Annotated in this window: 14 protein-coding genes; 8 read left to right on the top strand and 6 right to left on the bottom strand. The window is 66.6% G+C overall.

Annotation, left to right across the window (positions count from 1 at the left end; genetic code table 11):
• Positions 1-119: 119 nt before the first annotated feature.
• Genes ccoG through SVA_RS17540 form a run of 3 tightly spaced genes read left to right on the top strand, consistent with a single transcriptional unit; the run spans position 120 to position 2,845 of the window.
• Positions 120-1,547 carry a cytochrome c oxidase accessory protein CcoG gene (gene ccoG, locus SVA_RS17550; RefSeq protein WP_420823895.1) on the top strand — a complete coding sequence of 476 codons (1,428 nt, stop codon included), beginning with the start codon at positions 120-122 and terminating at the stop codon, positions 1,545-1,547.
• Positions 1,544-2,050 carry a FixH family protein gene (locus tag SVA_RS19885; protein WP_169924165.1) on the top strand — a complete coding sequence of 169 codons (507 nt, stop codon included), beginning with the start codon at positions 1,544-1,546 and terminating at the stop codon, positions 2,048-2,050. Before ccoG ends, SVA_RS19885 begins: the two co-directional genes overlap by 4 nt.
• Before the next feature lie 30 nt (positions 2,051-2,080).
• Positions 2,081-2,845 (top strand): sulfite exporter TauE/SafE family protein, encoded by a 765-nt coding sequence (locus tag SVA_RS17540; RefSeq protein WP_096462437.1) that lies wholly within the window; start codon positions 2,081-2,083, stop codon positions 2,843-2,845.
• A gap of 60 nt (positions 2,846-2,905) precedes the next feature.
• Here SVA_RS17540 and SVA_RS17535 read toward each other — a convergent pair whose 3' ends face one another.
• Both SVA_RS17535 and SVA_RS17530 read right to left on the bottom strand, forming a co-directional pair.
• Positions 2,906-3,613, bottom strand: coding sequence for an AAA family ATPase (locus SVA_RS17535; protein WP_096462436.1), 708 nt, complete (start codon positions 3,611-3,613; stop codon positions 2,906-2,908).
• Between the two features lie 146 nt (positions 3,614-3,759).
• The gene (locus tag SVA_RS17530; RefSeq protein WP_096462435.1) at positions 3,760-4,662 is read right to left on the bottom strand and encodes a YkgJ family cysteine cluster protein; all 903 of its coding nucleotides are present in this window, start codon (positions 4,660-4,662) and stop codon (positions 3,760-3,762) included.
• Positions 4,663-5,080: 418 nt separating this feature from the next.
• On the opposite strand from SVA_RS17530, the gene SVA_RS17525 reads away from it, so the two are divergent.
• The 5 genes from SVA_RS17525 (at position 5,081) to ybaK (ending at position 9,172) form a co-directional block, all read left to right on the top strand.
• Complete coding sequence (locus tag SVA_RS17525) at positions 5,081-6,052, top strand: tetratricopeptide repeat protein (RefSeq protein WP_148665543.1); 972 nt, start codon at positions 5,081-5,083, stop codon at positions 6,050-6,052.
• Between the two features lie 46 nt (positions 6,053-6,098).
• On the top strand, positions 6,099-6,785 hold the full coding sequence (locus tag SVA_RS17520; protein WP_096462433.1) for an SEL1-like repeat protein: 687 nt from the start codon (positions 6,099-6,101) through the stop codon (positions 6,783-6,785).
• 126 nt (positions 6,786-6,911) lie between these two features.
• Complete coding sequence (locus SVA_RS17515) at positions 6,912-8,069, top strand: porin family protein (protein ID WP_148665542.1); 1,158 nt, start codon at positions 6,912-6,914, stop codon at positions 8,067-8,069.
• Between the two features lie 12 nt (positions 8,070-8,081).
• The gene (locus SVA_RS17510; RefSeq protein WP_096462431.1) at positions 8,082-8,516 is read left to right on the top strand and encodes a phosphate ABC transporter substrate-binding protein; all 435 of its coding nucleotides are present in this window, start codon (positions 8,082-8,084) and stop codon (positions 8,514-8,516) included.
• A gap of 188 nt (positions 8,517-8,704) precedes the next feature.
• Positions 8,705-9,172, top strand: coding sequence for a Cys-tRNA(Pro) deacylase (gene ybaK, locus SVA_RS17505; RefSeq protein WP_096462430.1), 468 nt, complete (start codon positions 8,705-8,707; stop codon positions 9,170-9,172).
• 98 nt (positions 9,173-9,270) lie between these two features.
• Here the strand turns inward: ybaK and aprA are convergent, their stop codons facing one another.
• From aprA to SVA_RS17485, 4 genes are all read right to left on the bottom strand, one after another.
• Entirely contained in the window at positions 9,271-11,181 is a 1,911-nt protein-coding gene (aprA, locus tag SVA_RS17500; protein WP_096462429.1) for an adenylyl-sulfate reductase subunit alpha, read from the bottom strand.
• Between the two features lie 86 nt (positions 11,182-11,267).
• Positions 11,268-11,732: an adenylyl-sulfate reductase subunit beta gene (aprB, locus tag SVA_RS17495; RefSeq protein WP_096462428.1), complete on the bottom strand. Its 465-nt coding sequence runs from the start codon at positions 11,730-11,732 to the stop codon at positions 11,268-11,270.
• Positions 11,733-11,821: 89 nt separating this feature from the next.
• Positions 11,822-13,033: a sulfate adenylyltransferase gene (sat, locus tag SVA_RS17490; RefSeq protein ID WP_096462427.1), complete on the bottom strand. Its 1,212-nt coding sequence runs from the start codon at positions 13,031-13,033 to the stop codon at positions 11,822-11,824.
• 276 nt (positions 13,034-13,309) lie between these two features.
• Positions 13,310-13,969, bottom strand: a complete 660-nt coding sequence (locus SVA_RS17485) for a hypothetical protein (RefSeq protein ID WP_096462426.1) — start codon at positions 13,967-13,969, stop codon at positions 13,310-13,312.
• Positions 13,970-14,079 lie beyond the last annotated feature (110 nt).

Genomic DNA, 14,079 nt, shown 5'->3' with positions numbered 1-14,079 from the left:
CGGCCAAGCCGGGCGGCGAATCCGCCGAAAACCCGAAGCACAGCGTCCGGGTCATCTCGCTGATCGAGGCGCAGGCGGAGATCGCCGCGAAGACGAAAGCTTCGGGCGCGGCCCGCCCCGTGCCGCTGCGCCCGAAGGGCCAGCGCATCCCGCCGCTGGGCGAGGCGGACGCGGTCTCCGAGGCGCTCTACGCCAAGCGCCAGTACGTCTATCCGCGCCAGGTCCACGGCTTCTTCGCCAACTGGCGCGTGGCGATGGTGTTCGCCACGCTCGGCGTCTTCTACATCCTCCCCTGGATCAATTGGGGTCCCGGCCGGCAGGCGTTCCTGATCGACCTGCCGAACCGCAAGTTCAACCTCTTCTTCTGGACATTCTGGCCGCAGGACCTGTTCTACCTCACCGCCATCCTCGTGATCTCGGCGCTTTCGCTGTTCCTCTTCACTGCGATCGCCGGGCGGCTCTGGTGCGGCTACACCTGCCCGCAGACCGTATGGACCGAGGTGTTCCTGTGGATAGAGCGGCGCATCGAGGGAGACCGCCCGAAACAGATGAAGCTCGCGGCGGCGCCGTGGAGCACCGAGAAGATCCTCAAGAAAGGGGGCAAGCACGTCGCCTGGATCGCCTTCGCGCTGTGGACCGGCTTCACCTTCGTCGGGTACTTCACGCCCATACGCGAGCTCTCCGTGTCCGCCGCGCACCTGGCGCTCGGGCCGTGGGAGACCTTCTGGATTCTTTTCTATGGCTTCGCGACCTACGGCAACGCCGGATGGCTGCGCGAGCAGGTCTGCCTGTACATGTGCCCGTACGCGCGCTTCCAGAGCGCGATGTTCGACAAGGACACGCTGATCATCTCCTACGACCGCGCGCGCGGCGAGCCCAGGGGCTCGCGCAAGCGCGGCGAGGACTATCAGGGCAAGGGCCTCGGCGACTGCATCGACTGCACCCTCTGCGTGCAGGTGTGCCCCACGGGCATCGATATCCGCGACGGGCTCCAGTACCAGTGCATCGCCTGCGGCGCGTGCATCGACGTGTGCGAGACGGTGATGGGAAAGATGGGCTACCCGAAGGGCCTGATCCGCTACACCACCGAAAACGAGATGAGCCTGGGGAAGCCGCGCAAGATATTCCGCCCGCGCGTGCTGTTCTACTCCGGGCTGCTCGCCGCGATCGCCGTGGGGCTGGTCGTGGCGGTGCTTCTGCGCGTGCCGCTCGACATCGACGTGATTCGCGACCGCAACTCGCTCTATCGCGAATCGCGCGGGCTCATCGAGAACGTGTATACCCTGAAGCTCATGAACATGGACACCGAGCCGCACACCTATCTGCTCTCGGCGGCGGGGCTCGATGGCCTCAGCCTGCGCGCCGACCGCACCGAGATTGCGATCGAGGCGGGCGAGGTCGTCGAGCTGCCGGTCACGCTCGTGGTGCCGCCGGAATCGCTCAAGTCGCGCAGCGAGGCGGTGGAGTTCCGCCTGGAGGCCATCGACAATCCGCGGCACAAGGTGGTCGAGGACGCGCGCTTCCTCGGGCCGGGAGGTGTGCGGTGAAGCCCCGTGGCCTGCCCTGGTACCGGGTGCCGTTCGTCTGGCTGCTCGTCTCGCTGCCGCTCGCCGCGGTCATCGGGGGCTTCGTCACCCTGGCGCTCGCCATTCACACCGACGACGGCCTGGTCGTGGACGACTACTACCGGAAGGGCAGGGAGATCAACCGGGTGCTCGCGCGCGACGACGCCGCGCTGCGCCTTCGGCTCGCGAGCGACATCGAGTTCGACGCCGAGCGCCGGCTCGTGCGCGCGCGACTGACCGGCGCCCCCGCGTTCGAGCAGCCCGCGCGGCTGCACCTCCGGCTGCTGCACGCGACGCGGGGCGGCTTCGACCGGGAGGTCGACCTCGACCGCACGGCCGACGGCAGCTACCACGCGCTGCTGCCCTCGCTTCCGCCCGGGCGATGGCACGTTCAGCTCGAAGCGGCCGACTGGCGCCTGGTCGGCTCGGCCGTGTTCCCCGGCGCATCGCGCCTGGTGATGAAAGCGGGCGACTCGTATTTCTGATCCACCGGCGGGCGGCCGCCACACGCAGTCATGCACACCGATCTTCCGCTCCTGTCCGCTTTCCTCGTCGGGCTCCTCGGCTCCGTGCACTGCCTCGGCATGTGCGGCGGGATCGTGGGCGCGCTGACCCTCGGGCTTCCCGAAGCGACGCGCCGATCGACGTGGTCGCTGCTTCCGTACCTGCTCGCTTACAACGCCGGGCGCATCGCCACCTACGCGCTGCTCGGGGCGCTGCTCGGCTGGCTCGCGGGCGCCGCGGCGGGCGCCGTGCCGCTCGGAGACGCGCGCTTCCTGGGCAAGTGGATCTCGGGACTCTTCATGGTCGCGCTCGGGCTTTATCTCGCCGGGTGGTGGCCGGGGCTCGTGTGGCTCGAGCGCCTCGGCGGCACCGTCTGGCGGCGCATCGAGCCCTTCGGGCGCAGGCTGCTGCCGGTGCGCAATCCCGCGCAGGCCGCCGGCGTCGGACTGGTGTGGGGCTGGCTGCCGTGCGGGATGGTCTACGCCGCGCTCGCCTTCGCGGTGACGTCGGGGAGCGCCGGCGGATCGGCCGCCCGCATGGCCGTCTTCGGCCTGGGCACGCTGCCCATGATGCTCGCGGTCGGCGGCGCGGCCGCGTGGTTCTCGGGGTTCGTGCGGCACCCGCTCGTGCGGGCCACGGCGGGACTGCTCGTCATCGCCTTCGGCGTGCTCATGCTCTCGATGCCGGTCCCTCCCGCCGGGCACGGCCGTCATGCGGCGCCAGCCGCCGGGCACCTCGACCACGCACCCGCGATCGCCGGCCACCCGGCCCGCTGAACCTCGTTCAGGCTTCGGTCACGGCCGAGGCGCGGCTCGGGCCTCGCGCGGACCGGTCTCTCAGGCGGCGACGGGGAGGCTCTTGCGGCTCTCCAGCCACCTGAGCAGCGGCTGCCATTGCTCGACGTCGTGGGCGGCGCGGCTCCCGAGCTCGAAGATGCCCAGGCCCTGCTCGTCGGCAAGCTGGTAGTTCGGGGTGTCGCGCAGCGTGGCGATGAACGGAATCTTCAGCCGCAGCAGGAACCGCTCCAGGTTGCGGTAGATATGCGTGTGCACCGTGGCATAGGGAATGTGCACGGCCCCGAGCGCCTGCTCCATCTTCCCCTGCATGAACGAGTTCTCGCGCACTCGGTTGGCGATCACCGCGACCCGGCTGCCCTTGCGCACGACCTTGCCCACGAGCAGCAGCTCGTGGATGAAGTGCGCGGCGGCGCGGATGTCGGTGGGCGAGGGCAGGACGGGGATCAGCAGGGTCTGGGCGCGACGCACCAGCGCCGTCAGCTGCGCGCCGTGGCAGCCGGCGGGCACGTCGAGAATCACGTAGTCCGTGTTGCGCGGGACCCGCAGCGGTTCCTTCCAGGCGGCGACGCCCTTGATCGGCGGCCGGCCCTCCGGTCGGGCCGCGAGCCATTCGAGGCTCGATCCCTGCCGGTCGAAGTCGGCGAGCACGACCGAGCGGTTCTGGGTTGCGTAGTGGGCGGCGAGATTGGTCGCCAGGGTGCTCTTGCCACAACCGCCCTTCGAATTGAGCAGCATGATGGTTCGCATCGGCCCTCCTTTTTCAGGTTGGGTCCGCCTCCCTGCGGCGGTGAGCCTCCCGCCAGCGGCGCCAAGTGTAGGGCAGAGCGAAGAAAAGCTCTACAAAAAACGAGGCCGCGCGAGCCGCGGGCCTCCGGCTTCCGGGTCGGGCCGGATCAGTTTTCGTCGGGCCGGTCGGCCTCCGCCTCGAGCTCGGTGCGCGCGGCCGCACGCATGGCGTCGAGCCGCCGCTGCCGCCGCTGCATCCGCTTTTCCAGCGCGTCGGGCCGGACAGGGATCGTGTTCTCGCCGAAGAGCGCCTGCTTCAGAAAACGAAAGGCGAACTTCATGAGCTCGACGTCGTCGCTCCCCAGTTTTTGCATGAGCGCCGGATCGACGTCGTAGGTCTCGACGAAGCCCTCGCTGGTCACAAAACCGCGGAAGCCGTCGAGGTCGTAGCTCGCCTGGAAGAACAGGTCGAAGCTCCGGTCGGTCGGCCGGCCCACCGTCGGGCCCGAGGAACGTTTTTTCAGCACGATCTGCCGCCACTGGCGGGTCATCTCGTCGTACAGATCCACGCCCTGCTCCGCGCGATACTCCCGGACCGTGAGGGTGCGCGGCTCGAAGTGACCCAGGCAGTGTTCCTCCTTCACGACGAAGTAGAAGTCCTCCTCGTTCGGGGAGCCCACCGCACGCATCGAGGTGAGCCCGAGCGCGTAGTAGCGGCACGCGGCCGGCCGGTCCTCGTACACGCCGCAACCTTCCGGCGTCAGGAACTGGCATGCCGTGGACCCCTCCCGGGTCTTCATCTTGAGCCCCGGCATGCCGTGCGCGTCCATGTCGAACAGCGTCGTGTGCCGCGCCAGGAACTCCTGCGAGCTCATCCCGAGGCGCGTCTTCAGACGCAGCACGTCGTAGGGCGTGAGCATGATGTCGATGCTCTCGCAGCACTTGTTGAAACAGGCGATGCCCTTGCGGCACTGGAACTGGATGGTGCTGTCCAGCGTCAGCTTGACCGGGACGACCGGGCTCGAGGGGCGGGGGTCGTGCACCCCGCGGTCGGAAAATTCCTGGGACATGGGCTATCTCACGGATGGAGCTGGGACGGAGAAGGCACAGGAGGCGACGACCGGCCGGAGGCATTGTAGGTGTGTTCCCGAGACGGCTGCAATGCCGGGCGTTTGCTTTGTTTCCTGATTCGAAAGGGATTTTTGGCGTCCGCGGTGCCGATCCGGCCAAAACGAGATGATCGCCGGCTCCGGCCTTGATTTCGGCGTATTTAGCCTATCCTTTTAAACGGTATCGCCCTTCTTTTCGTTCGACCCCACCGCCTAACCGTGTCGCAACGTGTTCCGGGTGGCCGATAACCGGGACCGGCGGTACGGGCACATTACTTGCATTAGTGTTTCCTGAAATACGGTCGTGATGGCGCCGGGAGGCGTCTGGCCGCGCCATCACATGAATAACTGACGAATAGACAAAAACCGGGGCCAAACGATGAAGCGCTATGCAGTATTGGTGGTCTGTCTGCTGCTGTCCGCGGCCAGCCCGGCGAGCGACGACGACGTCCAGGCCGGCATCTTCCAAACCTATCTGAAGCTGGCCGAGCAGGGCGACATGAACGCCCAGTACATCGTCGCGCACCGCTATGAGATCGGAAAGGGCACGGGGGCGGACATCGACAAGGCGAACTACTGGTACGACCGCGCCGCCGCCAAGGGACACCCGCTCGCGCTTCGCAAGGTCGAAGAGCGACGCCCGCCCGTCGAGATCGCCGAAACAGGGAGCGGGTCCGGCACGGCACCGTCGCCGGTCATCAAGGTGGCCGACCCGGTCCCGCCGCCCAAGCCGCCCGCCGCCGCGCCCGCCGCAAGGGCATCGAAGGTCGCGGCGAAGCACGAACCTGCGAAACCCAGGGCGCAGCCGGCGTCCGTCGCGCGGCAGGAGAAGCCGCATGGCGCCGCACCCGCTCCGGCGCACGTTGCGGCGGAGAGCAGGGCGAAGGAGGGACACATGGTCGCGAAGGCCGTTACCGAGCAGGTTCCGCCGGCGCCGGTCGACATGATCGCGACCGTCCTGCGCGGTCAGTGGAGCCGCAACCGGCAGCCGGCCGAGTTCCTGCCGTCGGCGCGGGCCGCGTGCCTGCAGAGCAGCCGCGCCGAGATCGTCTGTTTCTCGAGCGAGCTCACGCGCAACGTCGGGGGCGTGGGCGTGACTTACAACGTCAAGACCGTGCTTTCCGGCCTCGACAACCGAGATGGACGGTTTGCGCTGTCCTATGTCTACAACGTGCTGCACGTGGCGAGCCGGCCCGAGCCCGAGGCGCTCGTCCCCGATACCGGCGACCTGCAGGCGCGCACCGGCTGGCAGGAGCCCGGTCACACGCTCGACTGCCGCTTCAACGACGAGCGCTCGATGACGTGCGCGCGCGCCGATCGAAAGCTGAGCTATCAGTTCGCGCGCGACTGAAAGAGCGCGCCCCGAGTACACCGCCCCCTCATCATCGGAAAAAGCCATGACACGGATCCATCGCGCAGGCCTGGCCCTGCTCCTGACAGCGCTCGTCGTTCCCGCGGCTCACGCGCAGACGTCCCCGGACGAAGCGGATCAAAGGCTGGTCGCGCAGATGGCGAAGGCGCTGACCAACGACGCGCCGAGCCAGTACGAGCTGGCCCGGATGTACGAGAAAGGCGTCGGAACGCCGCGCGACCTGCGACTCGCGCATCTCTGGTACACCAAATCCGCGAAGCAGGGGTATGCGCCGGCCGTGGAGCGCCTTGCGACCTGGGATGCCGACATCGAGAAGGTGGAGCGGGCCGAGAAGCAGCGGGTGGAACAGGAAGAGCGGGCGCGCCAGCAGGCCCAGGCCGCCCGACAGGCAAAGGAACGAGCGGCCCAGGAGGCCAAGGCGAAGCAACAGGCGGAGGCGGAGGCGCGCGCCGCGGCCCGTACCCGCCAGCAGTCGGAGGCCGCCGCGAAGGCGGCGAGCGAACGCGCCATGAGGCAGGAGGCGGCGAAGCGCAAGCAGGCCGCCCATGCGGAGCCGCCCGCGACGACACCGGTCGCCGCGAAGGCGGCGGCGGAGCCCGCGCCCGTCCCCGCCGCCGAAAAGCCGGAGGCGAAGGCGGACGCCGAGAAGGCGGAGTTCAGCGCCAACCCCTGCAAAGGACCTTCGGCCAAATTCATGTCGACCTGCCGGTAAGCAGCGGGACGGAAGAAGCGGCACAGCAAGTTTGTCTGCATCGCCCGCATCGCGAGAACGAGAGGAGTTTTTTGCCCGGGAAGGCGGCGTTCGGGTACCAACGGTTTCACATCGAGGAGAACATTAATGAAAAAGCAAGCTGTACTGGTGGGCGCGGCGATGTTGGGTGCCGCCTCCGGATCTTTCGCCGCCTCGCTGCAGGAAGGGATCACGTTCAACGGGTTCCTGACCGCCGGCGCAACGTATGCGAGCCAGCCGCTCCTGGACGGCACCAACGTCGTCTCCCAGGACGGCAATATCGAGAACACCGTCGGCTTCACCAACGACTCGCGGCTCGGCATCCAGATCTCGGCCAACGTGAACCCGCAGATCTCGGTGACCGGACAGCTCCTCGCGCGCGCCAAGGACGAGAACTCGCAGTTCAAGGCCGACTGGGCGTTCTTCAGCTACCGCGCGAGCGACGAGCTCAGCATCCGCGGCGGCAAGGTCAAGCTGCCGACCTTCCTGACCTCCGACTACATCGAGGTGGGCTACGCGTACCCCTGGATCCGGCCGCCGCAGGAGGTGTACTTCGCCAACCCGATCTCGACGATCAATGGCGTCGACCTGCTCGCGCGCTTTCAGGTCGGTGACAGCACGTTGCTGATTCAGCCCTACTATGGCGTCAGCCGGGGCGAGGAGGCGGTCGCGCCGCAGGAGTTGCTTCCTTTCTTCGGCATGCCGGCCGGCTCGATCGTGCCGGTCGAGTTCGAGGCCGACTCGCTGACCGGCATTAACCTGAGCTTCGGCAGCGAGATCTTTACGGTCCGGGCAGGCTACCTGAAGACGAAGGTGACCGCGGCAACGCCGCCCGGTTTCCCGGCCGTGTTCGAAAACGAAGCGACCTTCGCGAGCGGGGGCGCCACGCTGGACTGGAAGAACGTCGTTCTGTACAGCGAATATTTCGAGCGAGAGATCAAGGACAACGCCAACTTCGCCTTCCCGAATCAGAAGGGCTATTACACGACCCTCGGGTACCGGTTCGGGAGCTGGCTGCCGCATCTGACGTTCGCGAAGCTCGACGACAACGACAATCCGACAACGGGCGGAACTCCTCTCCTTCAGAGTTCCGTGACGGCCGGCCTCCGCGTCGAGCTCGGCACCGGCGCCGCGCTCAAGATCGAGGCCCAGCAGGTCGAACCGGAGGAGGGCAGTCGCGGTCTGTTGATCGCCGACCCGCGGACCGCCCCGGATCCGGATGACAAGGTGATGATCTACAGCGTCGCCGTCGACGTGGTGTTCTAGGAGATGCGCACAATGAAGCAGCTGAAGAAGATTGCACTCCTGGCCGCCGCACTGGTGCTTGCCATGACGGGCGTGGCCGCGCACGCCGCGCTCGCGATCGTCGCTCATCCGAGCAACAACGCGGCGGGAATCACCGCCGAGGAGGCCGAGCAGATCTGGCTCGGCAAGTCCCGGGAGCTCGCCAACGGCCGGCGCGTTGCGCCGGTCGATCAGGGCGTCGGGACGGCGAGCCGCGCGAAGTTCTACAAGTCGGTGGTGAAGAAGGACGAACGCGAGCTGAAGGCATACTGGTCGAAGCTGATCTTCACCGGCAAGGGCCAGCCGCCCCGCGAGATAGGGGACGACGCCGCTGTCCAAGCGTGGGTCGCCTCCCACCCGGACGCGATCGGCTACGTCGAGGGAAAGTTCGTCAACAGCTCCGTGAAGGTGCTGCTGATCGTTCCGTAACGGCGTCACCGATCCGGACGCGAAAGAAGCCCGGCGCGAGCCGGGCTTTTTTTGCGCCGACGCACGGCGCATGATCGGTTCGCGGCCCGTTGCGGCGCCCGGCCACGACGTCACGGAACAGGCCGACATGGCCCGGAATCACATCCGCTCCGGCGAACGCAGCCGGGTGACCTGAACCAGAACGTCCGATGACACCGGCCATCAAGTTCCTGGTACGAAGCGGCATCCCGCATACGGTCCACCGCTACCAGATCGGGGCGATAGACGGCACGTACGGCGAAGCCGTCGCGGCGGCGCTCGATGTCGATCCGAGCCGGCTCTTCAAGACGCTCGTCGCCCGCCTCAAGAGCGGCGAGCTCGTGGTCGGTCTCGTCCCCGTGAGCGGCTCGCTCGACTTGCGACGGCTCGCCGTGGCGGCGGGTGCGAAGAGCGCGGACCTCGCCGCACCGGATGACGCCGAGCGCGCGACCGGCTACGTGACGGGCGGCATCAGCCCGTTCGGCCAGCGTCGCCGTCTTCGCACCTTCGCCGATGCTTCGCTCTCGAACTTCGAGACCGTTTTCGTGAGCGCCGGCCGGCGGGGCCTTCAGGTCGAGGTGAGGCCGGGCGACTTGATGCGCGCCCTGGCCGTGACCGCCACGTCGCTCGCTGCCTAGACCCCGGCCGCGGGACCTCGCGCAGGGGCGAAAAGAAAAGGCCCGGTCGGTTGCCCGACCGGGCCTTTCACGCCGCTGCCGGAACTGTACGGGCGACCTTACTTGATGATCTGCACGTACGGGACCTTCTTGCACTCCCACTTGCCGGTGTTCCGGTCGTAGGTGGAGTTCACGAAGACCTTCCAGTTCGTGTCGTCGAGGAAGTTGTGGTCCATCCGGTAGTAATAACCCGGATACCGAGTCTCCTCGCGGAACTTGATGTGCTGCATGTGGGCCTCGGCCGCGATGATGCGGTGGTAGTTCTCCCACGCGCGCAGGAGCTCATGGAGGTCCTTGGCGCGCATCTTGAGGGAGTCTTCCTTCAGCATTTGCAGCTTGTTCTCGGCCACCTCGAGCATCTTGCCGTTGGTCTGGTAGTACGTCGACACGCCGGCCACATACTCGTCCATGATCTTCTGCAGACGTAATTGCAGCATCTTGGGCGTGATGTAGTGCGGGTTTACGTCGATCGCCGTGGTGTAGTTCTTGTGCTCCAGGAAGGTCTTGACCGGGCGGTAGATCTCCTCGATCAGCTCTTCCTTGGTACGCGCCATGTCGGGCTTCCAGTCCTTGTTGTCGAGCGCGAACTTCACCATCCCCTTGGCGGCGATGCGGCCCTCGGTGAACGAGCCGGAGGAGAACTTGTGGCCGGAGGCGCCCACGCCGTCGCCCGCGGTGAAGAGGCCCTTCACCGTGGTCATCGAGCGGTAGCCCCAGCTCCACTCCTTCGGCACGCCCGGGAGGTCGGTCGGGCCGGACACCCAGATGCCGGCGCAGCCGGCGTGCGAGCCGAGCAGGTACGGCTCGGTCGGCATGATCTCGGAGGGCACCTTCTCGGGCTCGATGTTCTCGCCCGCCCAGATGCCGCACTGGCCGATGGTCATGTCGAGGAAGTCTTCCCACGCCTCCGCGAGGAGGTGGTTCACTTCCTTGGGCGTCATGTTCTTCGCCAGGCTGCCCAGCGCTTCCGGGGTGTCGATGAAGATCGGCCCGCGGCCGGCCTTGATCTCTTCCATCATGATGTGGTTGCGCAGGCAGGTGCCCGGGGTGCCCTGGCCGTACTTGCCGAAGCGCTTCTCGTCCTTGATGATGTGGCCGTTCTTGGCGCCGTAGTCCTCGCCGTAGCCGTTCTTCGCCTTGGCCTTGAACAGCAGGAACCAGGCGCCGACCGGGCCGTAGCCGTCCTTGAAGCGGGCCGGCACGAAGCGGTTCTCCATCATCGTGAGCTCGGCGCCGGTCTCGGCGGCCATTGCGTAGGTCGAGCCCGCGTTCCAGACCGGATACCAGGCGCGGCCCATTCCCTCGCCCACGGAGCGCGGACGGAAGACGTTCACGGCGCCTCCGCACACCAGCAGGCAGGCCTTGAACTTGTACACGTACAGCTTGTGTTCGCGCACCGAAAAGCCGGCGGCGCCGGCGACGCGCTTCGGGTCATTCTTGTCGTTGACCAGGCGGACGATGAAGACGTGCTCCCGGATGTTCTCCAGGCCGAGCGCCTTCTTCGCTGCCTCGGCCACGATCCACTTGTAGGACTCGCCGTTGATCATGATCTGCCACTTGCCGGAACGGACCGGCTTGCCGCCCTCGGCGAGCTTCTTGCCTTCGTCGCCGGGCTGCTTCCACACCGGCAGGCCCCACTCCTCGAAGTGGTGCACGGAGTCGTCCACGTGACGGCCCACGTCGTACACGAGGTCCTCGCGGATGATGCCCATCAGGTCGTTGCGCACGTAGCGCACGTAGTCGGCCGGGTCGTTCTCGCCGCAGTACGTGTTGATCGCCGACAGACCCTGCGCGACGGCGCCCGAGCGGTCCATGGCGGCCTTGTCCACGAGCTTGATCTTGAGGCCCGTGCCCTCGGCCCAGCGCATGATCTCGAACGCGGCGCCGCATGCCGCCATACCGCCCCCGATGATGAGGATGTCGACTTCCTCCTCGATCACTTCGGGGTTTCCAAACCCATACTCTGCCATTTCTTGATTTACCTCGATGTGGGCCGGTCCTTATGCGACACTGCGGCCGCGCCTCGGGTGACGACCCGTTCACCGTAGTTGTCCGCTCAGCTCGAGACGAACTGGCTCATGTCGCACTTGTGGGTGGCCTTCGTGAAGAGCGTATCGTGCTTCTCGATATCGCTCATCTCGGCCTTGGGCTTGCCCTCGTACGGCTTGATCGAGCCTTCCGGCGTGGTGCGGATGGGGAACTTGAAGCGCTTGATGTTGCCGTTGCGGAACCTGATGGTCCACATGATGGAGTCGGTCCCGCGCAGCGGCTGCACCGAGCCGCCCAGGGGCACGACGTCCGCGTAGTGACGGCACTCGATCGCGTTCTGCGGGCAGATCTTCACGCAGGAGTAGCACTCCCAGCACTGCTCCGGCTCCTGGTTCCATGCCTTCATCGGGTGTCCGGTCTCGGACCCGTCCTTGTCGAGCTTCATCAGGTCGTGCGGGCAGATGTACATGCAGGCGGCCTTGTCCTGACCCTTGCAGCCATCGCACTTGTCGGTACGAACGTAGGTAGGCATTGCGCCCCTCCATCACTGGGTGAGGAAGCTGAAACACCGGGTACTGCGGAGAAAAAGGGGCGCTGCGGGTGACCGCAGCGCCGTGGAACCTAGCGTGCCGAGTGGCCGCTGAGCTTGATCTCCACCTTCTCGGTCAGGCCCGCGTAGTACGCGCGCAGGATCTCCAGCACTTCCGCGCGGGAGAACTCCGCGGGGACCTCGCCGCCCTCCGACAGCATCTTGCGGAGCTTGGTGCCGGAGAGGAGGAGACGGTCCTTCTCGTCGTGCGGGCAGGTGCGCGCGGACGCCATGCCGCCGCACTTGTAGCACCAGAAGGTCCAGTCGATCTTGAGCGCCTTCGTCTCGAGCGCGTCCTTCGGGATCTCGTCGAAGATCTTGTGCGCGTCGAACGGGCCGTAGTACGAGCCCACGCCGGCATGGTCGCGCCCGACGATCAGGTGCGAGCAGCCGTAGTTCTGGCGGAACAGGGCGTGCAGCAGCGCCTCGCGCGGACCGGCATAGCGCATGTCGAGCGGGTAGCCGGCCTGGATCACCGTGTTCTTCACGAAGTACTTGTCGATCAGCGTACCGATGGCCTTCGAACGGACCTCGGCCGGGATGTCGCCCGGCTTGAGCTTGCCCAGCAGCGAATGGATGAGGACGCCGTCGCATACCTCGATCGCGACCTTCGCGAGGTACTCGTGCGAGCGGTGCATGGGGTTGCGGGTCTGGAAGGCGGCCACGGTCGACCAGCCCTTGGATTCGAAGATGGCGCGGGTCTGCGCCGGGGTGAGGAACTGATCTTTATATTTCTCGGGGAAGCCGCCCTGGGAGAGGATCTTGACGGGGCCGGCGAGATTCACGTCGCCCTGCTCCATCACCATCTTGACGCCCGGGTGCTCGAGGTCGGTCGTCTTGTACACCATCATGCATTCGTGCGCCTTGTCGATGGTGTACTTCTCGGTGACCTTCATGGTCGCCATGACCTCGCCGGACTCCTTGTCGACCAGGGCGATGTCCTCGCCGGTCTTGATGGCGTCGGCGGTGGCCTTGTCGGTCGAGAGCGTGATCGGGATCGGCCAGAAGAGGCCGTTGGCCATCTTCATGCCGTCGCACACGCCTTCCCAGTCGGCCCGGGTCATGAACCCGTCGAGGGGCGTGAAGCCGCCGATACCGAGCATGATCAGGTCGCCGGTCTCGCGCGAGCTGGTCGAGACCTGCTTCAGCGTCTTCGCGCGCGCCAGTTCCTGCTTGCGCGCCTCGCCCTCGAGGAGCAGCGGCTTGAGGGCGCCGCCCCCGTGCGGGTTCACTAGTTTTGCCATTGTTCGCCCTTGCTTGAGGTAGGTGTGGGAGCCGGAAATAACCGCGAGACTCTATAAGGTCGTGTTACGTGAAACTAATAGAAATAACTGTGGCGCCGCATAAGCGCGATTTATCGAAGACCAAGTATAAATCCCTGAAATAACGAAAAAATCAGCGGGACCTGGGATCACTCGCCCGATCCAGTCGGGCGGCAATTCTAACCCCTGAAACCGGGGGGAGCCACCCGGCGAAGGTGGCGATGAGGGTCGCCGGGGTTGAAGCGGCCGGGCGGGGTGTCAGCGGGTCGCGGGGGCGGCGTCCGCCCGCCGGGGGGAGCCCTTCAACGCCCGGTATCGCTCGAGGTCGGCCTCGGCCTGCTTCTTGAGCGCCGCCTGCTCCTCGCGCTTCATGGCGATCGCGGCTTCGTGTTTCTGGATCTGGCTGCGGGTTTGCGCGACCGCCTTCGCGGTCGGGTCCGAGACATCGCCCGATTTCTGCTCTGCCGCAGCTTCGGCTTCCTGCCTGCCGAGGACCGCCCGCAGGGAGTCGACCGTCTCCTGGCTCGCCTTGATGGATTGCTCGAGCTGCGCGAGCTTCCGGTCGCGCACGTAGATGATGTCCGCCTCATGGGCGTAGGTGGAAAGAAGAATCCCGTCCCGCTTCTCCTGCTCCTTGGCCTTCTCCTCCGCGGTGGCGTCGGCCTGGCGCTTCTTGAGCTCGGCATCGGTGAGCGGCGCCGCAATCTCGTGGCGCTTGATGCCCTTTTCGCTCATCAGCGTCACCTTCGACCGGGCGCACTCGTCGGCCGCGGTATCGCCGTAGTGCCAGCGACCGGTGGCGTCCTGGCATTTCTTGATCTTGCCGGTGGGGGGGCTCGGTGGCTCAGCGCCCCGGGAGGGCAGTGCGACGAGCGCGGCGACGAGGGCAAGCAGAGGCAGCAGGTAACGGGGTGCCATGTACCGTTCTCTCGGGGTTCCTTCTGAAGATAGGCGGGGGGTACGGACCGGTCAAACCCGCCGGTCGGGCCTCCCGTCGGCCCTGTGCCATAATCGCGCGCGTTTCGCAG

The organism is Sulfurifustis variabilis (genome assembly GCF_002355415.1).
Classification (GTDB): domain Bacteria; phylum Pseudomonadota; class Gammaproteobacteria; order Acidiferrobacterales; family Sulfurifustaceae; genus Sulfurifustis; species Sulfurifustis variabilis.
The sequence above is the reverse complement of the archived record's forward strand: the minus strand, read 5'-3'. Positions and strand labels throughout refer to the sequence as shown.